Origin of the sequence: Halomonas sp. RT37 (assembly GCF_040070525.1) — a bacterium.
In the GTDB taxonomy this organism is placed as follows: domain Bacteria; phylum Pseudomonadota; class Gammaproteobacteria; order Pseudomonadales; family Halomonadaceae; genus Halomonas; species Halomonas litopenaei.
Genome location: NZ_CP098827.1, coordinates 2,316,784 through 2,343,629, shown reverse-complemented (window position 1 = coordinate 2,343,629; position 26,846 = coordinate 2,316,784). Strand labels below are relative to the sequence as shown.

Annotated in this window: 24 protein-coding genes; 9 read left to right on the top strand and 15 right to left on the bottom strand. The window is 64.8% G+C overall.

Annotated elements, in window-relative coordinates:
- Positions 1-22: 22 nt before the first annotated feature.
- The 6 genes from NFG58_RS09885 (at position 23) to NFG58_RS09860 (ending at position 6,246) form a co-directional block, all read left to right on the top strand.
- Complete coding sequence (locus NFG58_RS09885; protein WP_045992062.1) at positions 23-1,069, top strand: ABC transporter permease; 1,047 nt, start codon at positions 23-25, stop codon at positions 1,067-1,069.
- The gene (locus NFG58_RS09880) at positions 1,066-2,007 is read left to right on the top strand and encodes an ABC transporter permease (protein ID WP_045992061.1); all 942 of its coding nucleotides are present in this window, start codon (positions 1,066-1,068) and stop codon (positions 2,005-2,007) included. The genes NFG58_RS09885 and NFG58_RS09880 overlap by 4 nt, the downstream gene beginning before the upstream one ends.
- A gap of 10 nt (positions 2,008-2,017) precedes the next feature.
- On the top strand, positions 2,018-3,040 hold the full coding sequence (locus NFG58_RS09875; protein ID WP_045992060.1) for an ABC transporter ATP-binding protein: 1,023 nt from the start codon (positions 2,018-2,020) through the stop codon (positions 3,038-3,040).
- A gap of 65 nt (positions 3,041-3,105) precedes the next feature.
- Positions 3,106-4,134 carry an oligopeptide/dipeptide ABC transporter ATP-binding protein gene (locus tag NFG58_RS09870; RefSeq protein ID WP_222569618.1) on the top strand — a complete coding sequence of 343 codons (1,029 nt, stop codon included), beginning with the start codon at positions 3,106-3,108 and terminating at the stop codon, positions 4,132-4,134.
- Positions 4,135-4,242: 108 nt separating this feature from the next.
- Complete coding sequence (locus tag NFG58_RS09865; protein WP_045992059.1) at positions 4,243-5,172, top strand: LysR family transcriptional regulator; 930 nt, start codon at positions 4,243-4,245, stop codon at positions 5,170-5,172.
- A gap of 27 nt (positions 5,173-5,199) precedes the next feature.
- Positions 5,200-6,246, top strand: coding sequence for a hydrolase (locus tag NFG58_RS09860; protein WP_348828074.1), 1,047 nt, complete (start codon positions 5,200-5,202; stop codon positions 6,244-6,246).
- A 127-nt stretch (positions 6,247-6,373) separates the two neighbouring features.
- Here NFG58_RS09860 and NFG58_RS09855 read toward each other — a convergent pair whose 3' ends face one another.
- The 3 genes from NFG58_RS09855 to NFG58_RS09845 are packed head-to-tail and all read right to left on the bottom strand — an operon-like array spanning position 6,374 to position 13,294.
- Positions 6,374-10,477, bottom strand: coding sequence for a translocation/assembly module TamB domain-containing protein (locus NFG58_RS09855; RefSeq protein ID WP_348828073.1), 4,104 nt, complete (start codon positions 10,475-10,477; stop codon positions 6,374-6,376).
- Between the two features lie 34 nt (positions 10,478-10,511).
- Positions 10,512-12,392, bottom strand: coding sequence for an autotransporter assembly complex family protein (locus NFG58_RS09850; RefSeq protein ID WP_348828072.1), 1,881 nt, complete (start codon positions 12,390-12,392; stop codon positions 10,512-10,514).
- 32 nt (positions 12,393-12,424) lie between these two features.
- Complete coding sequence (locus NFG58_RS09845; protein ID WP_348828071.1) at positions 12,425-13,294, bottom strand: hypothetical protein; 870 nt, start codon at positions 13,292-13,294, stop codon at positions 12,425-12,427.
- A 234-nt stretch (positions 13,295-13,528) separates the two neighbouring features.
- Between NFG58_RS09845 and NFG58_RS09840 the strand changes: the two genes are divergently transcribed.
- Entirely contained in the window at positions 13,529-14,095 is a 567-nt protein-coding gene (locus tag NFG58_RS09840) for a Fe-Mn family superoxide dismutase (protein ID WP_348828070.1), read from the top strand.
- A 164-nt stretch (positions 14,096-14,259) separates the two neighbouring features.
- On the opposite strand, the gene NFG58_RS09835 is transcribed toward NFG58_RS09840, so the two are convergent.
- Positions 14,260-15,552 (bottom strand): nucleotide sugar dehydrogenase, encoded by a 1,293-nt coding sequence (locus tag NFG58_RS09835; protein WP_348828069.1) that lies wholly within the window; start codon positions 15,550-15,552, stop codon positions 14,260-14,262.
- A gap of 4 nt (positions 15,553-15,556) precedes the next feature.
- A complete protein-coding gene (gene galU, locus NFG58_RS09830) occupies positions 15,557-16,447 on the bottom strand; it encodes a UTP--glucose-1-phosphate uridylyltransferase GalU (protein ID WP_045992053.1) in 891 nt (296 codons plus the stop codon).
- A 145-nt stretch (positions 16,448-16,592) separates the two neighbouring features.
- Here galU and ubiG point away from each other — a divergent pair, with 145 nt between their 5' ends.
- Together ubiG and NFG58_RS09820 are read left to right on the top strand one after the other, a co-directional pair.
- Positions 16,593-17,318, top strand: coding sequence for a bifunctional 2-polyprenyl-6-hydroxyphenol methylase/3-demethylubiquinol 3-O-methyltransferase UbiG (gene ubiG / locus NFG58_RS09825; RefSeq protein ID WP_108133608.1), 726 nt, complete (start codon positions 16,593-16,595; stop codon positions 17,316-17,318).
- Entirely contained in the window at positions 17,315-17,977 is a 663-nt protein-coding gene (locus tag NFG58_RS09820) for an HAD-IA family hydrolase (RefSeq protein WP_222516818.1), read from the top strand. Before ubiG ends, NFG58_RS09820 begins: the two co-directional genes overlap by 4 nt.
- A 243-nt stretch (positions 17,978-18,220) precedes the next feature.
- On the opposite strand, the gene NFG58_RS09815 is transcribed toward NFG58_RS09820, so the two are convergent.
- The 10 genes from NFG58_RS09815 to ruvC all read right to left on the bottom strand — a co-directional run bounded on the left by NFG58_RS09815 (position 18,221) and on the right by ruvC (position 26,835).
- Positions 18,221-18,985 carry a YciK family oxidoreductase gene (locus tag NFG58_RS09815; protein ID WP_045992050.1) on the bottom strand — a complete coding sequence of 255 codons (765 nt, stop codon included), beginning with the start codon at positions 18,983-18,985 and terminating at the stop codon, positions 18,221-18,223.
- 13 nt (positions 18,986-18,998) lie between these two features.
- Positions 18,999-19,808 carry a tol-pal system protein YbgF gene (gene ybgF, locus NFG58_RS09810; RefSeq protein WP_348828068.1) on the bottom strand — a complete coding sequence of 270 codons (810 nt, stop codon included), beginning with the start codon at positions 19,806-19,808 and terminating at the stop codon, positions 18,999-19,001.
- A 31-nt stretch (positions 19,809-19,839) separates the two neighbouring features.
- Positions 19,840-20,391 carry a peptidoglycan-associated lipoprotein Pal gene (gene pal / locus NFG58_RS09805; protein ID WP_045992086.1) on the bottom strand — a complete coding sequence of 184 codons (552 nt, stop codon included), beginning with the start codon at positions 20,389-20,391 and terminating at the stop codon, positions 19,840-19,842.
- Between the two features lie 58 nt (positions 20,392-20,449).
- A complete protein-coding gene (gene tolB / locus NFG58_RS09800; RefSeq protein WP_240184157.1) occupies positions 20,450-21,709 on the bottom strand; it encodes a Tol-Pal system beta propeller repeat protein TolB in 1,260 nt (419 codons plus the stop codon).
- Positions 21,710-21,804: 95 nt separating this feature from the next.
- Complete coding sequence (tolA, locus tag NFG58_RS09795) at positions 21,805-23,070, bottom strand: cell envelope integrity protein TolA (protein ID WP_348828067.1); 1,266 nt, start codon at positions 23,068-23,070, stop codon at positions 21,805-21,807.
- A gap of 8 nt (positions 23,071-23,078) precedes the next feature.
- Positions 23,079-23,519, bottom strand: coding sequence for a protein TolR (gene tolR, locus NFG58_RS09790; protein ID WP_108133603.1), 441 nt, complete (start codon positions 23,517-23,519; stop codon positions 23,079-23,081).
- Positions 23,520-23,534: 15 nt separating this feature from the next.
- Complete coding sequence (tolQ, locus tag NFG58_RS09785) at positions 23,535-24,224, bottom strand: protein TolQ (protein WP_045992046.1); 690 nt, start codon at positions 24,222-24,224, stop codon at positions 23,535-23,537.
- 18 nt (positions 24,225-24,242) lie between these two features.
- On the bottom strand, positions 24,243-25,271 hold the full coding sequence (gene ruvB, locus NFG58_RS09780; RefSeq protein ID WP_348828066.1) for a Holliday junction branch migration DNA helicase RuvB: 1,029 nt from the start codon (positions 25,269-25,271) through the stop codon (positions 24,243-24,245).
- A gap of 2 nt (positions 25,272-25,273) precedes the next feature.
- On the bottom strand, positions 25,274-25,885 hold the full coding sequence (gene ruvA, locus NFG58_RS09775; RefSeq protein ID WP_045992044.1) for a Holliday junction branch migration protein RuvA: 612 nt from the start codon (positions 25,883-25,885) through the stop codon (positions 25,274-25,276).
- A gap of 398 nt (positions 25,886-26,283) precedes the next feature.
- Positions 26,284-26,835 carry a crossover junction endodeoxyribonuclease RuvC gene (gene ruvC, locus NFG58_RS09770; protein ID WP_108133601.1) on the bottom strand — a complete coding sequence of 184 codons (552 nt, stop codon included), beginning with the start codon at positions 26,833-26,835 and terminating at the stop codon, positions 26,284-26,286.
- Positions 26,836-26,846: the final 11 nt, after the last annotated feature.

Sequence of the window (26,846 nt, the reverse complement as noted above, 5' to 3'; positions counted from 1 at the left end):
GCCTGTACCCTGGACAATCCCCATGATCGCATTTCTGATCAAGCGCCTCTTTCATGCGCTGCTGGTGATGTTTGTCATCAGCGTGATCGCCTTCGCCATCCAGGACAACCTGGGTGATCCCATCCAGCAGATGGTGGGTCAGTCGGTGCCCGAGAGCGAGCGCGAGGTGCTGCGCGAGGAACTGGGGCTCAACGATCCCTTCCTGGTGCAGTACTTCCGTTTCGCCGTCAACGCCGCCCAGTTCGACTTCGGCTATTCGTACATCTACAACGAGCCGACTACCGAGGTGGTCCTGCGACACCTGCCGGCGACCCTCGAGCTGGTATTCGCCTCGACCCTCCTGATCATCTTCCTGTCGGTGCCGATCGGCGTCTACAGCGCGATCAAGCCCCGCGCCTGGCTGTCCCGTTTCTTCATGGGGGTGTCGATCATCGGCATCTCCATCCCGGTGTTTCTCACCGCTATCGTGTTGATCCAGCTGTTCGCCATCGGCGTGAGCTTCACGCCCTTCCCCGCCGATACCGGCTGGGGCGCCTGGCTCAACGGCCTGCTGTCCACCGAGGGCGGCATGCCGGCCTACGGTCGCGGCGACCCGATCCACGTGTTCGGCACCTGGACCACCAACTTCGCCTCGCTGGAAGGGCTGACCTACCTGGTGCTGCCGGCCATCTCGCTGGCCTCGATCATGCTGCCGCTGTTCATTCGCCTGATCCGCGCCGAGATGCTCGAGGTGATGCAGTCGGAGTACGTCAAGTTCGCCCGGGCCAAGGGCATCTCGATGCGTCGCATCTACTTCCTGCACGCGCTGAAGAACACCATGTTGCCGGTCATCACCGTCGGCGGCGTGCAGATCGGCACCCTGGTGGCCTACACCATCCTCACCGAGACGGTGTTCCAGTGGCCCGGCATGGGCCTGATGTTCCTCGACGCCATCGAGCGCTCGGACATCCCCCTGATCGTGACCTACCTGATGATCGTCGGCCTGATCTTCGTGATCACCAACACCCTGGTCGACTTGATCTATGGCCTGGTCAATCCCACCGTCAAGCTGACAGGTAAGCCCGCATGAGCACCCAGAGCACTGCGACGAGCAGCCGGTGGGAGCGGTTTCGCGACTCCTACCTCTTGTACAGTTTCAAACGCGACCTGATCGCCCAGACCAGTCTTCTGATCTTCGTGGTGATGGTCCTGGCCGCGCTGCTGGCGCCTTGGCTTGCGCCGGCCGATCCCTACGACCTGGCCCAGATCGACATCCTTGCATCCGAGCTGCCGCCGTTCTGGATCGACGGCGCCGACCCCCAGTACCTGATGGGTACCGATTCCCAGGGGCGCGACCTGCTCTCGACCATCCTCTACGGCATGCGGGTGTCGCTGGTCATCGGCTTCGGCGCCGTGGCGCTGCAGGCCACCCTGGGGGTGTGCTTCGGTTTGCTGGCGGGCTATCTGGGTGGGCGCGTCGACGCCTTTCTGATGCGCCTGGCAGATATCCAGCTGTCGTTCTCGACGTTGATGGTGGCCATCGTGGTGGGCGCCCTGTTCAAGGCGATCTTCGGCGGCGCCACCTACTCCGACTATGCCATGTGGCTGCTGGTGCTGATCATCGGCCTGGCCGAATGGCCCCAGTACGCCCGTACCGTGCGTGCCTCGGTGCTGGCAGAGCGCTCCAAGGAGTACGTCGACGCCGCCCGGGTGATGGGCCTGCGCAGCCGGCGGATCATGTTCCGTCACATCCTGCCCAACACCCTGTCGCCGATCTTCGTCATCTCCACCGTGCAGGTGGCCAACGCCATCATTTCCGAGGCGGCGCTGTCGTTTCTCGGCCTCGGCATGCCCGAGACCCAGCCGTCGCTGGGCTCGTTGATCAAGTCCGGCTTCGACTACATCCAGTCCGGTTCCTGGTGGATCACCCTGATTCCGGGCCTGGTGCTGGTGGTGCTGGTGCTGGTGATCAACCTGCTCGGCGACTGGCTGCGCGACGTGCTCAATCCACGACTGTACAAGGGCTGAGGTAGACATCATGGCACTACTCGACGTCAATCACCTCGACGTGCGCTTCGCCCTGCGACAGGGCGACGTGAAGGCACTGCGCGATGTGTCGTTCAGCCTGGATCGTGGCGAGCGTCTGGGCATCGTGGGCGAATCCGGCGCCGGCAAGTCGGTCGCCGCCTTCAGCCTGCTGAATCTGATAGCCAAGCCGGGCTATATCGCCGGTGGCAGCATCACCTTCGATGGCCAGGAACTGACCGGGCTCGGCGAGCGCGCCCTGCGCAAGGTGCGCGGCCACCGCATCTCGATGATCTTCCAGGATCCGATGATGACGCTCAATCCGGTGCTGTCCATCGGTGAGCAGATGGTGGAATGCCTCAAGGCTCACCGCCGTATCTCCAGCAAGGAAGCCCGCGCGATCTCGCTGCGCAAGCTCGAGCAGGTGCAGATCCCGTCGCCGGAAAAGCGCCTGGACCAGTATCCCCATGAGCTGTCCGGCGGGATGCGTCAGCGCATCATCATCGCCATCGCGTTGCTGCTCGACCCGGATATCATCATCGCCGACGAGCCCACCACCGCCCTGGATGTGACCATTCAGGCGGAGATCATGGCGCTGTTGCTGGAGCTGTGCGAGAAGCACAACGTCGGCCTGATCCTGATCACCCACGATCTTGGCGTGGTCAGCCAGGTAACCCAGCGCATGCTGGTGATGTACGCCGGCCGGGTGATCGAGCAGGGCCCGACCCGAGAGATCATCAATGATCCGCAGCATCCCTACACCCAAGGGTTGATCAATGCCCTGCCCCAGATGGCGACCCCGGGCGAGCGGCTCAACCAGATACGCGGCAGCATGCCGTCGTTGAGCCAGCTCCCCAGCGGCTGTCCATTTCATCCGCGCTGCGACTTTACCCAGCGCCAAGACGGCAGCGAACGGACACCCTGCAAGACCGAGGTACCGGCCTTCGTGCGCTCCGGCAACTGTGAGGTGGCCTGCCATATGGTCGCCGAGATGCAGGATGCCGAACGCATCGTGGCCAGGGAGGACAACTCATGAGCCAGACCACTCAGCCAGCCGTCAAACCGCCGACCGAGCCGATTCAGCAGGACGGCCCCGCCGACATGAACCCTGCCGCTGGAGGCGACAGCCTGCTCGAGATCCGCGGACTGGAAAAGCGCTTTTCGCTGTCCGGGGATTTCCTCGAGCAGCTCAAGTTCCGGCGTGGGCGTATCGTGCGCGAGCAACAGCACGTGCACGCGATCAACGGGGTCGACCTGGACATCCGCCGCGGGGAGTCGCTGTGCGTGGTGGGCGAGTCCGGCTGCGGCAAGTCGACGGTAGCGCGTACCGTGATGGGCCTGCTGCGGCCCAGCGCCGGCGAGATCCATTACGACGGCGAGCGTATCGATCATCTCGATTCGAAAGCATTGCTGCCTTTCCGTCAGCGCATGCAGATGATCTTCCAGAACCCCTACGCCTCGCTCAATCCTCGTATGACCATCCAGCAGACGCTGGAAGAGCCGATCCGCCTTCACCACCCCGACTGGAAGCCACAGCAGGTCGTCGACAAGGTCCACGAGGTGATGAGCTCGGTGGGCATCGCCCCGGACTGGGGCTCGCGCTACGGCCACGAGTTCTCCGGTGGCCAACGACAGCGTATCGCCATCGCCCGAGCGCTGGCGGTGGATCCGGAATTCATCGTCGCCGACGAGCCGATTTCGGCACTGGACGTGTCGATCCAGGCCCAGGTGCTGAACCTGTTGATGGAAGCCCAGCGCGAGCACCATCTCACCTACCTGTTCATCACCCACGACCTGGCGGTGGTGGAGCATTTCGGTACCCGGGTGGCGGTGATGTATCTGGGCCGCGTGTGCGAGGTGGCGCCCACGGCGACGCTGTTCGCCCGTCCACGCCACCCCTACACCCAGGCCTTGATGTCGGCGATTCCCCGGCTGGAAGACGATCGTCCCCAGCATCTGCGTCTGCAGGGCGAGGTACCGACTCCGGTCAACCTGCCGTCGGGCTGTGTGTTCCACGGGCGCTGCCCCCACGCCAACGACCGCTGCCGCCGGGAGATTCCCCGTCTGATCGCCACCGATGAGGGCGGCCAGGTCGCCTGTCATGGTGTCGAGGAAGGTCGTCTGTCTTGACCGCTGCCTTGACCTCCATCGCCGTCACCTGCAACACGCCGACGCCGGGTACGCCCGGCGTCGGGTTATCTGGCACAATCGACGTTTCGCAGGACAGGTGATACTTCCATGGAAATACGTTGGCTGGAAGACTTTCTCGCCTTGGCCCGCACGCGTCATTTTTCCCGTGCCGCCGAAGAACAGAACGTGACCCAGCCCACCTTCTCCCGGCGCATCAAGCTGCTCGAAGAGGAGATGGGCACCACCCTGATCAACCGTCAGACCCTGCCGCTGTCGCTGACGCCGGCCGGCGAGGCCTTCCTCGCCATGTGTCACGACGTCACCCGGCGGGTCGACCTTACCCGCCAGCGACTGGCGCAGATGGCTGAGGAACAGGCCGGACAGCTACGCCTGGGGGCACCCCAGAGCCTGCTGGCGCAGTTCCTGCCCCAGTGGCTCAGCGGCTGGCAGTCGCCACCGCCGCTGCAGCCCTACCTGCGTGCCACGGCCTGGCTGGTGGGCGACTATTTCCAGGGACTGGCCTCCGGCGAGATCGATCTTGCCCTGTGCTACTGGCCGACCAGCGGCAATCCGCTGGAACTGGCCAACGAAGACACCGATTACTGCGTCATCGGCCGCGAGCGCTTTATGCCGGTGTGCCTGCCGGATGCCAGCGGCCAGCCTCGCTTTGCGCTGGAAGGCGGCAAGGGGCGCGCCCTGCCGTTGATCGCCTATCATCCCCGGGGCATGATCGACGCCGCCATCCGCTCCCATCTGGACCGACTCGGCGACGCCCCTACCCTGACGGTGCTCAACGAGAGCGTACAGAGCGGCAATATCCGAGAACTGGTCGCGCTGGGCTATGGCCTGGGCTGGTTGCCCGAGCGCAGCCTGGGCGAGGCCCTGGCCTCCGGCGCGCTGGTGGCGGCAGGACCACCACGCTGGACGGTGTCCTTCGATATCCGCCTGTATCGCCACCTCTCGACCCGTCGCGCGGCGGTCGATGCCGCCTGGCAGGAGCTGTGTGCTCACGCCCTCGACGCCGAGGCTCAACCATGACGCCCCGATGCCCCCGGAGACCTTGCCTTGCCCCAGCCTGACGCCCATTCAAGCTTGCCCCCGGCCACCTCGGGCCTTCGCGCGGATGCAGCAACACCGGGCGGCTTTCGTGCCGCCCGCTGGCTGTCCAATCCGCATGTCCAGACCCTGCTGCCGAGGGTACTTCGTCCCGCGGAGGTGGACTGGCGACAGGAATTTCTCGACCTGCCCGACGGTGACGAGGTGGAGCTTAGTTGGGTGCTGCCGGAACCCGATGACCAGAGCGCCCCGCTGTTCGTGCTGTTCCATGGCCTCGAGGGGGGAATCACCTCGCCCTACGCGCACGATCTGCTGGCGGCCGCCAGAGACCAGGGCTATCGGGCGTTGCTGATGCACTTCCGTGGCTGTGGCTCACGCCCCAACCGCTTGCCGCGCGCTTACCACAGCGGCGATACCGGCGACGCCAAGGTATTGCTTGAGGTACTGGGCGATCGCTATCCCGAGGCACCCAAGGTCGCCGGTGGCGTGTCGCTGGGGGGCAATATGTTGCTTCGGCTGGTCGCCGAAGAGGACGCTAACTCGTTGGGGCTCGACGCCGCGGTGGTGATCAGCGCGCCGCTGGATCTGGCGGCCTGCGCCCAGCGCCTGGGCGAGGGTTTTTCGCGGGTCTACGAACGCCACCTGCTGGCCTCGCTCAAGCGCAAGGTGATACCTCGGCTCGAACGCGGCGAGCTTTCCCTCAAGGTCAGCGTCGAGCAGGTGCGCCGGCTGAAGCGCCTGCGCGACTACGACGACGTCATCACGGCGCCGATGCACGGCTTCCGGGACGCCGATGACTACTATGCCCGTGCCTCCAGCGGCCCGGTGCTCGATCGGGTGGCCGTTCCCACCCTGATGCTGCATGCCCGTGACGATCCTTTCATGCCGGCCGACCTAATCGAGCGTTTCCCGGCTCGCTCGCCGCTGGTGACCCTCGAAGTCGCCGAACGCGGCGGCCATGTCGGATTCATGGAGCCAGGCCCTCGCCGCCCTCGCCCCTGGCTTGGCCGACGGCTGGCGCGCTACCTGCAGGAATTGTCGCTGGACCAGCAATGACATGGCTCCTGCTCATGCAAGGGCAACTCAGATCAAACAATGTCACGCATCATCACACAAGAGCCCCGGCCATGGCCGGGGCTCTTGTGCTTTACGCCGTGTGTTGCGTGGAGTGCTGCGCGCTTGGTCACTGCAGTTCCGGAGGATCTCCCGGCAGGCTCCAGGTGTAGATCAGGTCCACCGCCTGGGCGGCGCCGGAGACGGCTTCCAGGTAGAGGCTCCTCCATAGCTGGTAGGTCAGGGTCAGCTCGGCGATGGGCGAGAAGATGCCGACGCCGTAGCCCACCTCCAGACGGTCGGTGAGACGGCCGCTGACCACCACCTGACTGCTCTCGCCACTGCCGGAGGTATCCAGTGACAGATCCTGGATGCCGAAGGCCTCACCCATGGCGCCTACCGCCCCCCCGGTCTTGCCCAGGGTCAGGCCGATCAGCGCCGAGGTCAGGGCGCCGCTGGAGTCGCCGCTGTCATCCGGCGCCCGGCCGCGCAGCACGTAGGACAGCGCCCGAGACTCGTCCATCGACGGCTCGGAGAAGATCTCCAGATCGGGCTGGCTGGCGGTACCGGTGACCTTGAGACCGGCGATCACTCCGTCTTCGGTGCTGGCCGGGTTACGGATGGCCTCGAAGTCCAGCGTCGGCAGACTCGGCGGGCCGGCGAAGATCAGCTTGCCCTGGCGAATCTGCAGATCCTGGCCGTAGGCACGGAAGCGGCCATCGACCAGGCTGACGTCGCCGAACAACTGCAGCGGCCCGTTGTTCTGGCGCACCTCCAGATCCCCTTCGAGCTCGGTCTGCAGACCGTAGGCGCTCAGGCGCATGTCGGGTCCCAGCAGCAGCCGTACGCGGATGTCGATGGCCATGCCCGCCTCGGCCATGGCCTCGGCGGTGGATTCTCCTACCGGGTCTTCCTGGGCACGCCGTTCGGCCTCCTTGGCCTCCTCGTCCATCTCGCGGGTGATGATGATCTCGTCACCGCTCGGGGTGACCGCGGACGCCGGAACGTCACCGACCTTGAGCCTGGCCCAGGGGATCCGCACCTCGCCACGTACCCGCAGTCGCGAGGGGTTGGCGGTGATGGTCAGGTCCGGGGCCAGCTTCAGCTTGCCGAAGGCCGGCATGGCGGCGAGCAGTGGATCCTGCACCGCGGACAGCGCCATGTTGGCCTCCCAGCTACCGTCAGGCCAGGCGGCGTCACCGCTGATATTCAGGCGCCCTTCCTCGGCGTCCACATGGCCGGAAATCCGCGCGCTGTCGCCGGACAGCGCGATATCCAGCCGTCCGTCGGTGACCGCCAGGGGAATATCACCACCGTGGACCCTGAGCCCGGTCAGACTGATGTCGCCACTGAGGTCGGGGGCCTCGCGGCTGCCGGCGATACGGATGGTGCCGCCAAGACTGCCCTCGAGTTTATCGAGGCCGGCCGCCAATGGCTGATAGGGTGCCAGGCGCACGTCGGTGATGGTCAGGGTACCGTCCAGGCCGCCGCGTCCCATGGGATCGTCGATGGCCAGGGCCAGGTCGATATCGCCGCTCTGGGCCAGTGACAGCGCCAGGTCCATGTCGATGCGGGCCTCGCTGGCGTCTGCACTGAGCGACATGCTGGTGGCTGGCACCGACCAAGGCTGGCCATAGGCGTCCTCGCCGGTCACGCTGACCTCGCTGTCGACCTGGACGTCGGCCTGCCAGCGACTGCCGCCGGCCGACCAGCCAGCGACGACACGAGCGCCGGTGTCGCCGTCGATGGCCCAGCCCTGAGGCAAGGCCTCGTTGACCAGGTCCATGGGCAGCTCATTGATCTCGAGGGTCAGCGAGCCGGCGTCCGCCGAGGCGCTCAGCGGCTCACTGATGCACACGGCGCCGCCCTGGCGACGTGCCAGGCAGAAGGGCTCGGCCTGGACCGACCCCGCGGCCAGGTCGGCCTCGAAGCTCAGCGGATCATCGAGGGCGATATCGCCCTGGGGCAGCGTGACTTCCAGCGGCGACAGGGTCCCCTGGTAGCGGTCGCGGGCCTCGTTCATGGCCCCGTCAAGGGCCAGCACCAGACGGTTGAGTGGCCCCTCCTCGCTGCCTTCCACGGTGAGCTCCAGGCGGTGATCCGACAGCCGCCCATCGAGATCCAGGGCGATATCGGAGAATCGCTGACCGCCGGCTTCGACCTGTCTTGCCTCAAGACCAATATCGAGCTCGGGGTCGTCGATTCCGGCCACACGGCCGGACAGCGACAGCTCGCCGACACGATTTTCCTCGAACGCTACCCCGCTGCCATTCAAGGCAAGGTCAAGCTGGGGCGCCTGGAGGCTGCCGCTGGCCGTGATGTCTCCGGATAGCTCGCCGGCAAGCCCCGGATACAGGCTCGCCATGTCCGGCAGTGATATCTCGGCGTCGACGTCGAGGTTGGACTCGCTGACCTGGCCGACGGCCTGGATGCGATTGTCGCCCTGGCGGAAATCGAGGCTGTCGATGTCCCATTGCATATTGCTGTTGCCGGCGAGCTGGGCCTCCAGCGACAGCGGTCGGCCATCGAGGGTACCCTCGATATCCAGCGCCGGCACCTCCACCCGCCAACCCTCATCGGTTTGGGTGAAAGCCACCTGCAGGGTGCCGTCGATATCCCCCGCGAGCCCTTCGACGAAGGGTTCCGGATTAAGGCCCGTGAGGGTCGCTGCCGCCTCCACCGAGACGCCGTCAGACCAGTCGACACGTCCCTCGGTGCTGAGCGCGCCGGCGCCCTCCGGTGCGACCTCAAGCGGCGCCCAGGCAAACTGTGAAAGATCCCCCTGGCCCTGAAGGGCCAGGGTGGTTGGCGGTACATCCGGTCCCTCGGCGGCCAGGGCCAGTTGCAGCGTATAGCCGGTCAGGGAACCCTCGATGGCGAGATCCAGATCGCGGGCGATCCACGGCCCCACCTCGGCCGTGGCAGCGGTGGCATTGTCCGCTTCGGGATTACTTGCTTCAGCATTGTCTGGTGCGCTTGTCTCGGCGTCGCTCACCTCGCCAGTCTCTTCGATGCCTTCAGGCAGGGGGCTGTCCATGCCAGGCAGCGGCCATTGCAGTCTGGGGCTCTGGAAGGTGGCGCTGAAGGGCAACGTGGGGTCGAGGGCGTCGAGTCGGGCGACCAGGTGGGTGTCCACCGGGCCCGAGGTCTTCAGGTCGATTTCCAGGTCGGCCAGACTGCCGGCTGCACTCAGCTCGACCCGCTCGCCGGACAGCGCCGGGAAGATTTCCGGCAGGTACAGATCGGCGGCAAAATTGAGCTCCAGCGGGTAGTCGCCGCTCAACGTGGCGCGGGCCTGGAGCTCGGCGTCGGCATCGGCGGAGGCCACCGCCAGGGGCTCGATGGTAACGGTCTGGCCGCGGGCATCGAGACTCAGGTCCAGACGCTCGACGTGGTAGTCGAAGGCACCGTCGACGGTGGTGTCCTCGACCACCAGCTCGGGTACTTCAATGGCCAGTGGCAAGGTGACCTCGGGCAGCACCAGACGCTCACGCTCACCCAGCGGGATGTCATCGGCCTTGGCTGCGGCCCCTTCCATCTCGGCGGCGGCCTCGCTCGGCAACGGCGAGCGCACCGCGATGGCGGCGTCGATGGCCTCGGCGCTGACGATGGGCCCTTCGTGTTCGGCGTCGCTCAGGGCCAGCATGGCGCCGGGCGTCAACGGCAGGGTCAGATGAAGACCCGCCAGGCGCGTAGGTCGAACGCTAAGGGTATCGCCCTCGGCCACCGCCGCGGTGGTGAAGCTGTCCCAGGCCAGTCGAGTGCCGTCGGCTAGTTGCACGGCGACGTCCTCGACCGCCAGTTCACGGATCTCGACGGGAAACGGCAGCGCCAGGGGCCCCGGCTCGGCGCTGGTCGGCTCGGGTTCTACGGGAGGCTCCTCCGCGGCTTCGCTCTCGCCCAGGCGTACGTCGGTACCCGACACCCTCAGGTAATCAAGACACAGCCGGCCATCAAGAACGCAGTCCTCTGCCCAGGACAGCGACAACGCGTCCACCGACAGCCGCAGGCTGCCCATCTCCATGCGAAAGCCATCCAGCGCAAAGGTGTCGAGCAGCGCGCCTTCGACCGCCTCGTACTCGAGAAAGCCCATGCGCTGGCCCTGATCCAGCGCCATTCGGGTGCCCCAGGGACTCAGCACCAGGCCGCCAATCAGCAGCACCAGGCCAACCAGGGTCAACGGCAGCCAGATCAGCAGACGTGTCAGGGCCCACAGGGCGCGTCCTTTTCTCATTGAAGCCTCGTGTCAGGGGCCAGCGGCATCGGGTTCAAAACTCGGGCCCGATGGCGAAGTGCAGCCGGAAATTGTCGTCTTCGTCATCGAAGGGATGGGCGACATCGAAGCGGATCGGGCCGACCGGAGAAATCCAGCGCACGCCCAGACCCGCGCCCTTGTTCAGGTCGCCCGGCCACCACTCGGAGAAGGCGTCACCGACATCGAAGAAGGCAGCGCCCCACCACTTGCCGGTGATCCGGCGCTGGGCCTCGACGCTGGCGGTGAACTCGTGCTGACCGCCTTCCAGGTCGCCGTTCTCGTCTTCCGGCGACAGCGACTCGTAGCTGTAGCCACGCACGCTGGAGTCACCACCGGTAAAGAAGCGAAGCGAAGGGGGAATCTTCTCGAAATCGTCGGTATTGATCGCGCCGACACCCAGTCGGCCGATAAAGCGGTTGTCGTCACCCAACTTGCGGATCCAGGCGGTATCGCCGGTCATGCGGAAGAACTCGGCATCAGAGCCCCAGGCATCGCTGGAGTACTGCAGCTCGAGATTCTGACGATCGCCCCAGGTGGGAAACTGAGGGTTGCGCGTACGGGTACGCGACCAGCTTACCCCGGGATAAAGCAGCAGCACCTGATCGGACTGCTCCCCCTGGGTAAAGTCCTCGTAGGTGGCGCGCAGATAGACCGTCTGCTCCCAGTCATTCTCGAACACCCAGTGCCGACCAAAATCGACAGTACTCTCGAAGCTTTCGGTGTCCTCGATGTCCTGCTGGCGCAGCCCGTACTGCAGTCGGTAGCTATCGTTGAGCGGATCCTCCAGCGGGATCTTGTAGGTGCCGCTGAACTGCTGATCCGGTGCCGACAGATATAGCTGATTGGTCCAGCTATGGCCGTAGCGGTTGACCCAGGGCTGCTCCCAGGAGAACTGCAGGCGCGGCCCCACATCGGTGGCGAAGCCGATACCCGCCTCGAACTGGTGACGATCCGCCGGCGTCACGCTGACATCGATCGGCATGGTCGGGAACTCCGGCGGATACAGTCCAAGCGCCACCGCCAGAGCGTCGCGGCTGATCCGCGGCCCCTGGTACGGCGTCGGGATCTCCGCGACGTCCACCGAGTACCACCAGTTGTCGTTCTCGGGCAGCGCCAGGGAGCCCTTCTGGCGTTCCAGGCGGGGGCGTACCGTCAGCGAGCCGAACCATTCGGTCTCGCTCAACTGGTTGTTGAGTTCGGCGACGTCGCTTGCCAGGTAAGGATCGCCGTAGTCGAAGGGCACCAGATTGCGCAGGCGTTCCTCGACGATGTGATGGCCCTTGAAATTGACCCTGCCGAAGCGATAGCGCGGCCCGCTGTCCATGCCCAGGTACAGCCGGGCGCTGTTGGCCCAAGGGCGAATTTCCATACGCTCATCGGTGAACTGCCAATCGAAGTAGCCTCGCTCCACGGTCAGGCCCTGCAGCCTGCCCTTGAGACTCTCGTAGGGGGCGTGTTTGAGGATGTCGCCTTCCTCTTGCGGATAGGCGTCGATCGCCAACTGAAAGGGGGCGTCATCGCGGGCGTCGCCCTCCAGGGTGAAATCGATCACTTCCAGCTTGACCGGCTCCCCCTTGTCGATGGTGAGGAAGACCTCCTGGGGCTCGTCATCGCGGTCGAAACGCATCTCGATCTGCGGTTCATAGTAGCCGTAGACCCGCATCGCCTCCTGGGTCAGTCGAACCACCTCGTTGCGCAGCCGCTCCACACGATACTGGCTGCCGTCGAGCCCCTGCAGGTAGACCTCGACATTGTTGGCCATATCCCCTTCGATACCGACGATCTCGGCATCCATGCCCAGGGCCGGCACCGACACCGAGACCAGGCAAAGGGCGGCCCCTGATCGACGGACGAACGGACCCAGACCCGAACAAGCGGGAACGCGATTTTCCATAATAGACTGGCTTTCCTGACGTGGGTGCTGGATCAACGCAGCGCCTCCAGTTGGGCGCTGAACGCGAGCTGGGACTGACGCAGTTCGCGAAGATCGGCGCCAAGCGACCGGGCGCTGTCATCCAGCGCATCCAGGCGCTGCTCGAGCCTGGCTTCCATTGCGCGACGTTCCTCCGCACCATCTTGGCGCGATTGGCGCAGGCCTTCAACGTCCTCGTCCAGGGAGGCAAGCCGCTGCTCCAGGGTGTCGAACCGCGGCAATAGCTGGCCCAGTCGGGTATCCAGGCGCGTTACCACCTCATCGACCCTGGTGGTCAGCGACCCCAACCGGCCGGCAAAGGACTCGCGGGCATCATCGAAGCGGTCCATGCGAGCCTCCAGGGCACCTCGGGCATTGTCGCCGGCTCGTTCAACGGCACCCAGCGATGTGCGTGTCGCCGCCAGCGTATCGGCGATGGAGGCGATACGCTCTTCGACATCCTGCAGAGTGTCGGCGTTGTTGCTGTGTTGGTCCAGCGTTGTCTGTGCCTGTTCGGAAACAGTGTTTCTTATATCCTCGGCGGTCGACTCGAGTCGCTGGGCCAGGGCATCGTCCCGCTGTTCGAGTTCGGCCACTCGACGCTGGATGTCCGCCACCAGGTCCCCTTCTCCCTGCTCGGCATCGAACCGCGCATGAATGTTGGACAACTCCCCCCTCAAGCGGGTCAGCTCACCCTCGAGCCGCTGACGTTCCTGCCAGGCCAGCCAGCCAGCGGCCCCCACTGCACAGATAATCAACAGCACCAGTAGCCATAACGGCCAAAGTCTAGGCGCCGGGGGCCGGCGATAGCGAGCGGCGGATACACTCTCTCCTGGATCGGGTACGATAGCGCCCGGACGGCCGACTTCCGGTGGATACCCCATGAAACTCTCCTTGCGGTTCAGCGTGTGGCACTGTGGCACCGGATGACGTCGCTGGCTCAGGGCCGATCACGTGCCACGGGCCTTGGCGGCCAAAGTTGGCTGATAGTGTAAGGTTTTTTACCATATTTACGCACGGCAGACGGATAACGCGTTAGCGCTATCCCTATCAACGCCTTGCTGTGGGGCACCTGCCATACCTCGCTTCACCATGACGTTCACGACCCCGGAGTCCCCATGATCCTTGAATTGCCCGCGCTGCCCTTCGATAGCCACCAACTGGAACCCTACCTCTCGAAGGCCTGGGTCGAGGATCGCTATCAGGGGGACCATCAACGTCATCTGACAGCGCTCAATCGTTGGGCGAGCGGCTCAGGCACGGCTACGAGGTCCCTCGAGGACGTAGTGTCAAAGGCCCATGGTGAGGTGCTCGAACATGCGGTCGAAGCCTGGAACCTTACCCTGTTCTGGCACTGCCTGTTACCGCGCCCGACAGCACCGGAGGGTCGACTGAACGAGGAACTGACACAGACGTTCGGTTCCTTTACAGGATTGAGAGAGGCGATGCACGGGCGGGTCGAGGACGAACTGGAGCAAGGGAGCCGGCGGCCAGGCTGGCTGTGGCTGCTGCACTCCAACCGTGGCATGAGCCTGACGATCAGTGCGCGTGGCCAGCGGCTTGATGCCGCATCGGGCAGGCCGCTGCTGGTCATGGATCTTGGCTGTGGAAAATCTCCGGTGGAGCAACTCTGGCCGCTGATTCACTGGGACTTTGTCGCCCAGAATCTCGGCGACTGTCATTGACCGATGACACCTCGAGCAGCTCAGGTTGGGCCTGGTCTGGTCTGGTCTGGTCTGGCCAAGACAGAACAAGGCACCAAAGCAAAGAGCGCAGTAAATACTGCGCTCTTTACGGGACAGACCCGGTGCCGGGCCGATGGTTCGGCTGTCAGGCCCTGATCGATATATCAGGTTGACGGATCGGCACGTCGGCCGATGCCGCGATAGTGAAAGCCCTGGGCGGCGACGTACTGGGGGTCATAGATATTGCGACCATCGAGGATCAGGGCGCCCTCCAGCTGTCGTTTCAGCGCCATCCAGTCAGGATTCCAGTAGGCCTTCCACTCGGTGACCAGCATCAGCGCATCGGCGCCCCGGCAGGCGTCGAGCGGGTCGTCCTGATGCAGGCTCAACAGCGGGTGGTCACCGACCACCGCACGTACGGCAGGGAGCGCAGCGGGGTCATGCAATCTGACGTGCACACCCTGGGCCCACAGGGCGCGCAGCAGGGTCAGCACGGGCGCATGATCGATGCGTGCGGTGCCGGGCTTGAAGGCAGCCCCCCAGATGGCCACGGTGCGCCCTTCCAGACGCCCCTGATAGTGAGCCCACAGCTTGCGGAACAGCGTCTCCTTCTTGTGCTCGTTGATCTCGAGCACCTGGTCGAGCAATTCGGAGTGGCGGCCGCTGGCCGACTGGACATCCACCAGGCCCACCAGATCCCGGCTGAAATTGGGGCCACCGAAGCCACATCCGGGGTACAGGTATTCATAGCCGATGCGCTGGTCTGCCCCCATGCCCTGACGCACGTACTCCACGTCCACGCCCAGGGTGTCGGCTAGCCCGGCCATCTCGTTCATGTAGCTGATACGGGTCGCCAGCATGCCATTGATGGCCAGCTTGGTCAGCTCCGCGGCACGTCGAGGCATCCGCTTGAACACCTCGTGACGCCGATTGAAGGCACGCATCAATTCTCGCACCTGGCGCTCGGCGTGGTCATCGTCGCAGCCTAGCAGCCAGCTGCGGGCGCGGGTAAAGGTCTCCCAGGCGCGCCCTTCCTCGAGGGTGTCAGGCAGTGCCACCGAGGTCACATTCTGGCCCTCGAGCACAGACTCGAGCCGCTCGGTGTCCCCTACCGGAAAGGTCGCGTTGTTGACGATGATGGCACCGTCGGCAAGACGTGAGGCGTTCTCCTCCACCAGACGGCTGGCATCGTCGCGCTGGGTCGGTGACAAGGCCAGCCACAGCACATCGATATCCGGGCCGTCGGCCTCGCTGTTCCGTTCCAGGGTCAGGTGCCCGGCCTCCATGGCCTCCGTCAGGCGTTGCAGTACCGAAGGCTCACGGATCAGCCAGTCACTATCCTTGAGCTCGCTCCAGCGGCGATCCAGCGGTTGCCAGCAGACATCATGCCCCACCCAGGAGAGCGCGGCGGCAGCGGTGGCTGCCGAAAGCTCACTTCCATGTATCACGACCTTCATGGCTTCAGTCCTCGGCGGCGTAGCGTTTCAGCAGCTCGGTGAAGCCCTTGCCGTAGCGGGAGTGGCGCCGACCATAGGCCAGGATCGCCTCCAGGTAGCCGAGCTGGTGGCCGCAGTCGTAGGTGGTGCCCTGCATGCGGTAGGCGTCCACCCCTTCGGCGACGCGCAGCTCCTCGATGGCGTCGGTAAGCTGGATCTCGTTGCCGGCGCCGGGCGGGGTCTTGGCCAGCAGCGGGAAGATACGACCCGGCAACATGTAGCGTCCGATCACCGACAGGTTGGAGGGCGCCTCCTCAACCTTGGGTTTCTCGACCAGGCCGGAAAGCTCACAGGACTCACCGGGCTCGGGGGACTCGCCCTTGGGTGCGACGATGCCGTACTTGTAGACCAGCTCGCGCGGAACTTCTTCCACCATCAGCTGGGAGCGCCCGGTGCGCTCGAAGGCGTCGATCATGCCGGCAAGGTCATTGCGCTCAAGGCCATCATCATCGACCAGTACGTCGGGCAACAGCACGGCAAAGGGCTCGTCGTCACCGATCACTGGACGGGCGCACAGCACCGCGTGGCCGAGGCCCAGAGGTTCAGGCTGACGCACGCTGATGATGTTGACGTCGGCAGGAACGATGGCACGCAGCTCCTCGAGCAGCTCGGTCTTGCCCTTGGCCTCGAGCCCGGCCTCCAGTTCAAAATGCTTGTCGAAGTGGTTCTCGATGGCGCTCTTGGTGCCGTGGGTCACCAGCACGATGTCACGAATGCCCGCCGCAACGGCCTCCTGTACCACGTACTGGATCACCGGGCGATCGACGATGGTGATCATTTCCTTGGGGATGGCCTTGGACGCCGGCAGACACCGTGTGCCAAAACCTGCGACGGGGAGAACGGCCTTGCGGATCATGAGACTTCCTTCTTCTCGAAATTGGGTTCGGCTGTCGTCCATGGCGATCTGGGCCATGGGACTCGGAACAGGGAATGCGTAGAATAGCGTACCAGACGAACTCGGTCCGCTGACATCGGCGGCATGGAACGCCCTGGAGATACAGATGAGCATATCCGATACCCCTTCCGCCAACGTGGACCACAACGAGATCGACAAGTTCTCCGCGCTGGCCGAACGCTGGTGGGATCCCGAAGGCGAATTTAAACCGCTGCATGCCATCAACCCGCTGAGGCTCGATTTCATCGACGCCAGAGTGGGACTGGCCGGACGCGAAGTGCTGGACGTCGGTTGCGGCGGAGGCATCCTCTCCGAGGCCATGGCACGCCGCGGCGCTCGGGTGACCGGTATCGATCTGGCCGAGGCGTCGCTCGCGGTTGCGCGTCAACACGCCGATGAGCAGGGGGTCGCTCTCGAATACCGCTACATCAGCGTCGAAGACATGGCCGAGGAAGCGCCGGAGCGCTTCGAAGTGGTGACCTGCCTGGAAATGCTCGAGCACGTGCCCGATCCCGAAGCCATCGTGCGTGCCTGCGCTCGCCTGCTCAAGCCCGGCGGACAGCTCGCGCTGTCGACCATCAATCGAAATCCCAAGTCCTACGCCCTGGCTATTCTCGGCGCGGAATACGTGCTCGGCATGGTACCTCGTGGTACCCATGACTACGCCCGTTTCATCCGCCCAGCCGAACTGGCCCGCTGGTGTCGCGATGCAGGACTCGAGATCGAGGAGCAAAGCGGTCTGGTCTACCACCCGATCACTCGTCGCTTCTCGCTGTCTGCCAACGACGTCTCGGTCAACTACCTGATGATCTGTCGCAAGGAGACCGCGTGAACGATTCGCTACCTCACGCCCTGCTGTTCGACCTTGATGGCACCCTGGTGGATACCGCCCCTGACCTGGCCCAGGCCACCAATCGATTGCGCCGGCTGCATGGTCTGGACGAGCTGCCCTACCCTGCCATTCGCGCCCAGGTGTCCAATGGTGGCAGCGCCCTGGTCACCCTCGCGCTGGGGCTCGAAAGCGAGCATCCCGACCACGCGGCAGCACGTCAGCAGCTGCTCGATCTCTACGCCGAAGCGGTGGCCGAACACAGCCAGGTGTTCCCGCCGCTCGATCGTCTGCTGCTCCACTGGGATGGCCTCGACCGGCCCTGGGGGATCGTCACCAACAAGCCACGTCTGTATGCCGAGCCCCTGGTCGAGGCGCTGGGACTCGCGCCAGGCGTCATGCTCTGCGCGGATGACCTGCCGGTGAAGAAGCCACATCCAGAGCCACTGCTGGAGGCGGCCAGGCGCCTCGACGTCGCGCCGGAGGCGTGCTGGTATCTAGGCGACCACGTGCGCGACATGCAGGCGGCAAAAGCCGCGGGCATGCCGGCTATCGCCGTGGGCTATGGTTACATTGCCGAGGAAGAAGATTACCGGGACTGGCCGGCCGACCGCTGGTTCGATACCGCGGAGGCGGTTCTCGAGGCGCTGAAAAGGCACTGAGAGTCTAGTGAGAGGACGCTGAGAGGCCATTGAGAGGCCATTGAGAGGCCACTGAGACGTTGCTGGAAGCCAGAGGTCGACGAGGCCAGGGCGGCGCTGCACGACGACACGAGGCGCGACCTGAGCTTCGCTGGCGCTGGGGGCGGGATCGGCAGTTTCGGCGGTGAGACGCAAGGAACGGCGGGCCGATCGGCTCGCCGTTCCTTTTGCAACGCTCGTTGCTCGCTTCGCTCGCCTGTGACGTCAGCTTCTCGGCGGCTGGGCGTCGAAGGCTTCCCCGTTGCGGCCCTTGCTGTCAGGGCCCATCAGCCACAGATAGGTCGGCATGATGTCCTCTGCGGTCCGCAGGCTCATGGGGTCCTCGCCCGGGTAGGCGCTCTTGCGCATGGCGGTGCGGGTCGCCCCGGGGTTGAGGGTGTTGATCCTCAGGGTCCCCAGATGATCGATCTCCTCGGCCAGTACCTGGGCAAAGCCTTCGGTGGCGAACTTGGAGACCGAATAGGCACCCCAGTAGGCCCGCCCCTTGCGGCCAACACTCGACGAGGTAAAGATCACCGAGGCGTCGGCAGACTTGGTCAGCAGTGGCAACAGCGCCTGGGTCATCCAGATGGGCCCGTTGATGTTGACCTGCATGACCTGATCCCACAGTTCCGGATTGTACTGCTCGAACGGAGTGATCCGGCCTAGCTGCCCGGCGTTGTGCAGGATACCGTCGAGCCGGCCGAACTCCTTGTCCAGCGCTTCGGCCATATCGTGGTAATCCTTGAGCGTCGCCCCTTCGAAGTTCAACGGGAAGATCGCAGGTTGCGGACCTCCGGCGGCCTCGATCTCGTCATACACCTTCTCGAGCTTGGCGGTAGTACGGCCCAGCAGAATCACGGTGGCCCCGCGACGTGCGTATTCGATCGCCGCGGTACGCCCGATGCCGTCTCCGGCACCGGTCACCAGCAGAATGCGATCCTTTAGCAGGTCTTGAGGTGCCTGGTAATCAATCTTGCACTCGGTCATGGCGCTTCCTTGATCAGGCCCCGGCCTGACGCAAATAGTCATCGGCAAGAGATGCCGCATTGCTGTCAGGATAGTCCTGCTGGACGGATTCCAGAAGTGCGTGGCCGCCTTCGGTATCTCCCTGCCGCGCTTTCAGCAGCCCCAGCTTGTACATGGCGTCGGGAACCTTGCTGCTGTCGGGAAAACGGTCCAGTACGGTCTCGAAGGCAACGGCGGCATCGCCAAAGGACGACTGTGCCGAATGCAATTCACCGAGCCAGTAGTAGGCGTTGGCGGTCAGGCTGGAGTCGGGATAACGATCGACGAAGGTATCGAAGTCGCTGATCGCCTGATCGAAGTCTCGCGACTGCACCTTGGAGAACGCCGACTGATAGGCCTCCCTGGCATCATCGCTGGCCTGGCCAGAGGACGAAGAGGATGCTCCGCTGCCGCTGCTGTCTGCGGATTCGCTCGGCGGCTCCGAGGGCTCACTCGGGGCGCTTGGCGGCGCTGCCTGGCGCGGCAACTCGGACATGCGCTGATCGAGGTCCATGTACTGCTGGCGACTCTGCTGCTTGAGCTGATCGAGCTGGTAGCGCAGTTCTTCGATCTGCCCGCGCAATTCTCGCAACTCGCGCTGGTGCTGCTCGACCTGGTTGAACAGTGCGAGATTGCCGCTGGCCTGGGCCTGGGTGGCCGTCTGATCGTAAAAGCTGTTGCCACCGCTGAGGTCTCTGACGACCGGCTGCTGAGCCAGTGCAGGTGACAGGATGGCGGGTACCATGACGGACAACGGGAGCACCAGGGCTCCCGCGCCGCACAGTCCCTTAAGACTGTGTCTCATTGACTTCTCCCACGTCCGACGTCAGTGGCTTTCAGTAAGCAAAGACCACACGGCGGTTCTGTGCAAAGGCATCCTCGTTGCTGCCGCGAGCTGCGGGGCGCTCTTCGCCGTAGCTCACCACTTCCATCTGCGAGGGATTGACGCCCTGCAGGCGCAGGTAGCGCTCGACGGACCCGGCACGACGCTCGCCAAGCGCGAGGTTGTACTCGCGGGTACCGCGCTCGTCGGTGTGGCCCTGCAGCACGACGGAGGCGTTGGGGTTGCTGCTCAGGTACTGGGCGTGGGCGTTGACCACCGATTCGAACTCGGGACGGATGGCGTCGCTGTCGTAGTTGAAGTAGATGGTGCGCACTTCCGGGATGCGGCCGTCGGCCATCTGGCCGGCACCGTCGGTGCCATAGCCGGAGCCGCTGACCTGGCCGCTGCCGGCGGTGCCGGTACCGACGCCGGTGCCACCCATGGTACCGCCGGTACCGGTGCCTGCGGCGCTGCCGTCCTGGGTGCCGCCGGTGCTGGAACAGCCAGCCAGAACGGCCAGGGAAGCGGCGATGGCCAGCGAACGGGCGTAGGGCTTGAGAAACATCGTGTCACTCTCCTTGCGTGATGCATCAAAGTCGATTCATCGGCATATGGCCGTCGAATCAGTTCAGAAACGGGGACCAGGCCGGCTCACGGACATCGCCCTGGGCGGCGGGCAGACGGAACTGCGCACGTCCATCGGCGGTGACCGCTCCCAGCACCCCGGTGCTACCCTGCTGGGTGGCGAAGATTACCATGGTGCCATTGGGCGCGATACTGGGAGATTCGGCCTGCTGGGCATCACTGATTTCCACCAGACGCCCGCTCTCGAGGTCCTGCTTGGCCACCTGATAGCCATTGTTGCCGCGGTGGATCAAGAACAGCGTTTCGCCATCCGGCGACAGGCGACCACGAGCATTGTAGTTGCCGGTGTAGGTCAGACGCTCGGCCTCACCACCGGACACGCTCTGGCGATAGATCTGGGGGCCGCCCGAGCGGTCCGAGGTGAAGATCAGGGAGCGGCCGTCCGGCGCCCAGGCCGGCTCGGTTTCGATGCTCGAGGAGTTGGTGACACGCTGAACGTTGCGCGAGCCGATATCCATCACGTAGATCTCGGGCTGGCCGTCCCGGGACAGCGCCATCGCCAGGCGACGACCATCCGGCGACCAGCTCGGTGCGCTGTTGAGCCCCTCGAAGTCGGTCAGCTTGACGCGCTGACCGGTGGCCAGATTCTGCACGTAGATGGCCGGCCGTTCGGTCTCGAAGGACACATAGGCCAGCTTGCCGCCATCCGGCGACCAGGCCGGTGACATGATCGGTTCATCGGACGTCAGGACCTGCTGGCTGTTGCGCCCATCGGCGTCGGCCACATAGAGCCCGTACTGGGTGTTGTCGCCCACCCCCTGCGAGGTGACATAGGCGATGCGGGTCGAGAAGGCGCCACGAATTCCGGTGATCTCCTCGAAGATCTGGTCACTGATATAGTGCGCCGCGCCGCGCAGATCGGAACTCGATGCCGTGACCGTCTCGCCCAGCAGCCGGGTCTCGCCACTGACGTCGAGAAGCTCGAAGCGCACCTTGACCTGGCCACCCTCCTGACTGGTGCTGCCGACCACCAGGTAGCGCGAGTCGAGACTGCGCCAGTCACCGTAGGTGACCTCTTCGCTGCTCGAGGGCTGGTTGAACATTTCTGAGCGCGGCAACGGTTCGAAGTAGCCGCTGCGCTCCAGGTCATCGGAGACGACCTGGGCGATATCCTCCGGTAGCCCACCCGCCTGGTCGGCGAAGGGCACCACCGCGATCGGTGTGGCCCTTTCGTTGCCACGGGTGATATCGATGGTCAGATCGGCCTGGGCCGCTGGCCCGGCCAGCCATACCAGCATGCCTGCCACAACAGCAAGCAGACGCTTGGCAAGGCTTGTGTGAGCGACGGTCATGCTGACCCTCCTGGTCCACCAACTCGCATTCAAGGCTCTCATCAGCGAATGTCTCCCGGTCTGAATCGCAGATTGAATTGACGATAGTCGCGTTGCACGCCGCTGGGAAGGTCTCGCAGTTCGGTGAACGGAGCAGCAGACTCCACCGCCTGGATGGCGGAGTTGTCGAAGGCGGCGTTTCCGCTCGAACGTGTGACCGTTGCAGCAAATACTTCACCCGAGGGCCCCAACCTGACCTGTACCTCGGCGGTGGTGCCGTCGCCCACATTGGGCGGGATGACCCAGGCCTGCTCCACCGCACGCCGCACCAGCTGGATAAAGCCATTGGCGGCCTCGTTCCCCTGTTCGGCGTTGGAGACGGCACTGGAATCGCCCTCGATGATCCGCTGAAGCTGCCGCTCGGCCTCTTCTCTGGCCTTCTGTTCGGCGGCCTCGCGGGCCTGGCGCTCGGCCTCTTCCTGTGCCTTGCGTTCCGCTTCCTGGCGGGCCTGACGTTCGGCTTCTTCTCGTGCCTTTTGCTCGGCTTCCTCGCGGGCCTGACGTTCGGCCTCTTCCTGTGCCTTGCGCTCGGCTTCCTCTCTTGCCTGCTGCTCCGCTTCCTCTCTTGCTTTCTGCTCGGCTGCCTCGCGGGCCTGACGTTCGGCTTCTTCCTGTGCCTTGCGCTCAGCCTCCTCTCTTGCCTGCTGCTCGGCTTCCTCTCTTGCTTTCTGCTCGGCTTCCTCGCGGGCCTGTCGTTCGGCCTCCTGCTGTCGCGCCGCCTCTTCCTGACGACGTCGCTCGGCTTCGGCCTGGCGCTCCTGCTCGGCCTGCTGGCGAGCGGCTTCACGCTCGGCTTCCTCTTCGGCCTTGCGCTGGGCGGCGGCTTCGGCCTCGGCGGCCCGCCGTTCGGCTTCCGCCTGGGCTTGTTCGGCAGCTTCTTCCCTTGCCTGCTGCTCGGCTTCCTGCTGAGCCTGTTGTTCTGCCGCCTGACGCTCGGCCTCTTCGGCGGCCTGCTGCTCTGCGGCCTCGCGGGCCTGACGTTCGGCCTCCTCCTGGGCCTGGCGCTCGGCTTCTTCCTGAGCCTGACGTTCGGCCGCGCGGGTGCGTGCCTCGGCCGCCTGCTGGGCCTGATCGGTACGTGTCTCGGTGCTGATCAGGGTAGCCTGCACGATGGCGTTGTTGGGCGCCTCGGGTTCACTGCTCGGCCACTTGATCACACTGATGACCAGGATACCCAGGTGCAGGGCAACGGCCAGCACCGTCGGCAGACCATAGCCAACTCGCCCGGCGGAACGCTTGAGTGTCTTTCGCCGCTGTGGTTTCGCCATGAGCGCTCCTAACCGTCCTGGGGCGGGGGTTCGGAGATCAACCCGACGTTGGCGACGCCGGCCACCTGCAGCGTGCTCATCAAGGTCACCACCTGGCCGTAGGAGACGTTGCGATCACCCCGCACCATGACCGGCGTACCGGGGTTGCGCTCGAGCAGAATGACCACGCGGTCACTCAACTCGTCCAGGCTGACCTGGGTCTCGTCGCCACCGAGGCTGATGAAGTACTGCCCTTCCTTGTCCACCGAGACGATGATCGGGTCGGTGTCTTCGGTGTCCTCGATCGGCTCCGATGTCGCCTGAGGCAGGTCGACCTTGACCCCCTGGGTCAGCATCGGCGCGGTGATCATGAAGATCACCAGCAGCACCAGCATGACGTCGATAAAGGGGACCACATTGATTTCCCCCATGGGCTTGCTGCGCCCACGGCGATTGAAGGGTCCAAGCATGCGGCGTCTCCTTGATCAGGCGGCGCCGGCGTCGGGCCGGCCCTGCAGGTTGCGGTGCAGGATGGAGTGGAACTCCTCGGCAAAGTCTTCGTACTTACCCAGCAGGCGCGACGATTCCGCCGACAGGCGGTTATAGAAGATGACCGCGGGGATCGCTGCAAACAGGCCCATGGCGGTCGCGACAAGCGCCTCCGCGATCCATGGTGCCACCGTGGCCAGGGTCGCCTGCTGGGCCATCGACAGCGACTGGAAGGAGCCCATGATGCCCCAGACGGTGCCGAACAGGCCGATATAGGGGCTGGCCGAGGCCACCGTGGCGAGGAACACCAGGTGCAGGTTCAGGCGCTCTTCTTCACGTGACCAGGCCACCCGCATGCTGCGTTGGACGCCGTCGAGGATCGCCTGGGGGCTGCGGGTCTTCGGCATCAGTCGATTGAACTCGCGAAAGCCGGCGCGAAAGATGTGCTCGGCGCCCTGGGTCTCGCCCTCGGCCGGGGCGTCTCGATACAGCTCGTTGAGGTCGACGCCGGACCAGAAGCGGTCCTCGAAGGCGCGATGCGCCTTGCGTGCACGGCGCATCACAAAGCTGCGCTGGAACACCACGATCCAGGAAAGCACGGAACCGATCATCAGCAGCAGCATGACAAATTGCACCACGCCGCTGGCGTTCATGATCAGATGGGGAATGGACATGGAGTCGTTCACGGAAATCCTCGTCTCGGGTCAGTCGTTGGAAGCGTCGAAGGCCTGGTCGTCAGGGGCCATGCCGAAATAGGTCCAGGCCTGGCGCGTCACCACCCGGCCTCGTGCGGTGCGCATCATCAGACCTTGCTGAATCAGGTAGGGTTCGATCACGTCCTCTATGGTGTCGCGCTCCTCGCCGATGGCCGCCGACAGCGAATCCACGCCCACCGGGCCACCGTCGAACTTCTCGAGCATCGCCAGCAGCAGACGACGGTCCATATGGTCGAGGCCATGGTGGTCAACGTGCAGCATGTTGAGCGCCTGGTCGGCCACCTCGGCGGTGATGCGCCCTGCCGCCTTGACCTCGGCGAAGTCGCGAACCCGCCGCAGCAGCCGGTTGGCGATACGTGGTGTGCCACGGGAGCGCCTGGCCACCTCACGGGCGCCGTCCGTGTCGGTGTGCACCTCGAGCAGGCGCGCCGAGCGTGCCACGATCTCGGTCAGCTCGTCGATGGCATAGAACTCGAGGCGCTGCACGATACCGAAACGATCACGCAGCGGTGACGTCAGACGCCCGGCTCGGGTGGTCGCCCCGACCAGGGTAAAGGGGGGCAGATCGAGCTTGATCGAGCGGGCCGCAGGGCCCTCACCGATGACGATATCAAGCTGGAAGTCTTCCATGGCGGGATAGAGGATCTCTTCCACCACCGGCGAGAGTCGATGGATCTCGTCGATGAACAGGACGTCACCGGCCTTGAGATTGGTGAGCATGGCGGCCAGGTCGCCGGCACGCTCGAGCACCGGTCCGGAGGTCGAGGTCAGGCCCACGCCCATCTCGGTGGCGATGATATTGGCCAGGGTGGTCTTGCCGAGTCCAGGCGGGCCGAATACCAGGGTGTGGTCGAGACTCTCGTCCCGGGCCCGGGCGGCGTGGATGAAGATCTCGAGCTGCTCCCTGACCCGGGGCTGGCCGATATAGTCGGCCAGGCGCCTGGGGCGGATGGCGTGGTCCACCCGCCCTTCTCCTTCCTGCGGATCGGCGGCGATCAGTCGGTCGGTATCGATCATGGTCAACCCGCCATGCGGCGCGCCAACGCCGCCTTGATCATGGCTTCTGTGCTGCCCTCATCCTCGAGGCCGGACAACATGCGGCTTGCCTCGGTGGGCTTGTAGCCCAGACTGACCAGCGCCGCCTCGGCGTCAGCCAATGCCGTCTTGCCGGATACCGGTGTGGACGGCTGAGCGTTCCCTTCGAGCGGCAGGCTGTCGGGATGCTGCCAGTGGGGAAAGCGATCGCGCATCTCGATCACCAGACGTTCGGCCGTCTTCTTGCCGACGCCAGGCAGACGTGTCAGCGCCTTGACGTCGTCTTCCATCACGCAGCGGATGAAGGCGTCCTCGTCCATGCCGGAGAGAATCGCCAGGGCCAGCTTGGGGCCGATACCGTTGACCTTGATCAGTGCGCGAAATAGCGCGCGCTCCTGCTCGCGGGCAAAGGCATACAGCAGATGGGCATCGTCGCGCACGGTCAGATGGGTGTACAGCGACACCCGCTCCCCGGCGCCCGGCAGGGCGACCAGGGTGGTCATGGAGGCTTCCATCTCGTAGCCGACGCCATTGACGTCGACCACCAGCCAGGGTGGTTGGGTTTCGAGCAGTGTGCCCGTGATGCGTCCAATCATGGCGCGAATACTTCCTTGATCTCGGCGGTAAAAGTGATCGCCAGTGTACCTGAGACGGCGGTCACGAATCGCGGGAGCGGCTACCCTGCAAGCGTACCTTGCATCCCACTATACGGTGGCAGCCTGGGCCCCGCCAGCACAAACAAACGCTGTTCGATAATGCTTCCGTCGCCACTTTGCGACAGCCTGAACGTCAGCCGATGCAGCAACAACAACCCGGCGCATCGGCGTAAAAAAACCTAGGGCTTGTCTGAAAAGTGCCTGCGCTCGGTAATACGGCGTTAAAAATCGGCTGGTGCGCCAGCCCGGTCAAAATGCTCATTTACACCCCGTAAACTGCGCTTTCTCACCGATTTTTGCCTTGTCTAACCTTCGCTCGTCGACTTTTCGGACAGCGCCTAGGGACGATACTGGCGCCAGGACGTCCCCTTGCCGCCCCCCCTGGAGCCGCTGGGCCGCCCACCGAAGGAGCCCTGGGTGATCAAGCCACGTGACGCGTAGCAGTGCGTCAGGGCGATTCCCAGAGCATCGGCGGCGTCCGCCTGGGGCGTGCCGGACAGTCCCAGCGTCGCCGTGATCATGTGCTGCACCTGGGTCTTGTCGGCACCACCGCTGCCGGTGACCGCCTGCTTGATCTGGCGCGGCCCATACTCGTGCACATCCAGGCCGTGATTGGCGGCGCAGACGATGGCGGCGCCCCGCGCCTGGCCCAGTTTCAGCGCAGAGTCGGCATTTTTCGACATGAACACCTGCTCGATGGCGAAGGCCGCGGGACGGTGGATCCCGATCAACTCGCTGATCCCGGCATAGACCTGCGCCAGGCGCTGGGCCAGGGACTCATCCTTGAGCCGGATGCAGCCACTGGCGATGTAGCGCGGCTGCCGCTCGCTGGCGTCGAGTACCCCGTAGCCGGTGATACGCGAGCCAGGATCGATCCCCAGCACGATCATGCCGGGTTCCC

Bases quoted from the DNA above. Each gene is read 5' to 3' on its own strand.
- NFG58_RS09885 (WP_045992062.1), top strand. From the start codon at position 23: ATGATCGCATTTCTGATCAAGCGCCTCTTTCATGCGCTGCTGGTGATG.
- NFG58_RS09880 (WP_045992061.1), top strand. From the start codon at position 1,066: ATGAGCACCCAGAGCACTGCGACGAGCAGCCGGTGGGAGCGGTTTCGC.
- NFG58_RS09875 (WP_045992060.1), top strand. From the start codon at position 2,018: ATGGCACTACTCGACGTCAATCACCTCGACGTGCGCTTCGCCCTGCGA.
- NFG58_RS09870 (WP_222569618.1), top strand. From the start codon at position 3,106: ATGAACCCTGCCGCTGGAGGCGACAGCCTGCTCGAGATCCGCGGACTG.
- NFG58_RS09865 (WP_045992059.1), top strand. From the start codon at position 4,243: ATGGAAATACGTTGGCTGGAAGACTTTCTCGCCTTGGCCCGCACGCGT.
- NFG58_RS09855 (WP_348828073.1), bottom strand. From the start codon at position 10,477: ATGAGAAAAGGACGCGCCCTGTGGGCCCTGACACGTCTGCTGATCTGG.
- NFG58_RS09850 (WP_348828072.1), bottom strand. From the start codon at position 12,392: ATGGAAAATCGCGTTCCCGCTTGTTCGGGTCTGGGTCCGTTCGTCCGT.
- NFG58_RS09845 (WP_348828071.1), bottom strand. From the start codon at position 13,294: ATGGGGTATCCACCGGAAGTCGGCCGTCCGGGCGCTATCGTACCCGAT.
- NFG58_RS09840 (WP_348828070.1), top strand. From the start codon at position 13,529: ATGATCCTTGAATTGCCCGCGCTGCCCTTCGATAGCCACCAACTGGAA.
- NFG58_RS09835 (WP_348828069.1), bottom strand. From the start codon at position 15,552: ATGAAGGTCGTGATACATGGAAGTGAGCTTTCGGCAGCCACCGCTGCC.
- galU (WP_045992053.1), bottom strand. From the start codon at position 16,447: ATGATCCGCAAGGCCGTTCTCCCCGTCGCAGGTTTTGGCACACGGTGT.
- ubiG (WP_108133608.1), top strand. From the start codon at position 16,593: ATGAGCATATCCGATACCCCTTCCGCCAACGTGGACCACAACGAGATC.
- NFG58_RS09815 (WP_045992050.1), bottom strand. From the start codon at position 18,985: ATGACCGAGTGCAAGATTGATTACCAGGCACCTCAAGACCTGCTAAAG.
- ybgF (WP_348828068.1), bottom strand. From the start codon at position 19,808: ATGAGACACAGTCTTAAGGGACTGTGCGGCGCGGGAGCCCTGGTGCTC.
- pal (WP_045992086.1), bottom strand. From the start codon at position 20,391: ATGTTTCTCAAGCCCTACGCCCGTTCGCTGGCCATCGCCGCTTCCCTG.
- tolB (WP_240184157.1), bottom strand. From the start codon at position 21,709: ATGCTGGTATGGCTGGCCGGGCCAGCGGCCCAGGCCGATCTGACCATC.
- tolA (WP_348828067.1), bottom strand. From the start codon at position 23,070: ATGGCGAAACCACAGCGGCGAAAGACACTCAAGCGTTCCGCCGGGCGA.
- tolR (WP_108133603.1), bottom strand. From the start codon at position 23,519: ATGCTTGGACCCTTCAATCGCCGTGGGCGCAGCAAGCCCATGGGGGAA.
- ruvB (WP_348828066.1), bottom strand. From the start codon at position 25,271: ATGATCGATACCGACCGACTGATCGCCGCCGATCCGCAGGAAGGAGAA.
- ruvA (WP_045992044.1), bottom strand. From the start codon at position 25,885: ATGATTGGACGCATCACGGGCACACTGCTCGAAACCCAACCACCCTGG.
- ruvC (WP_108133601.1), bottom strand. From the start codon at position 26,835: ATGATCGTGCTGGGGATCGATCCTGGCTCGCGTATCACCGGCTACGGG.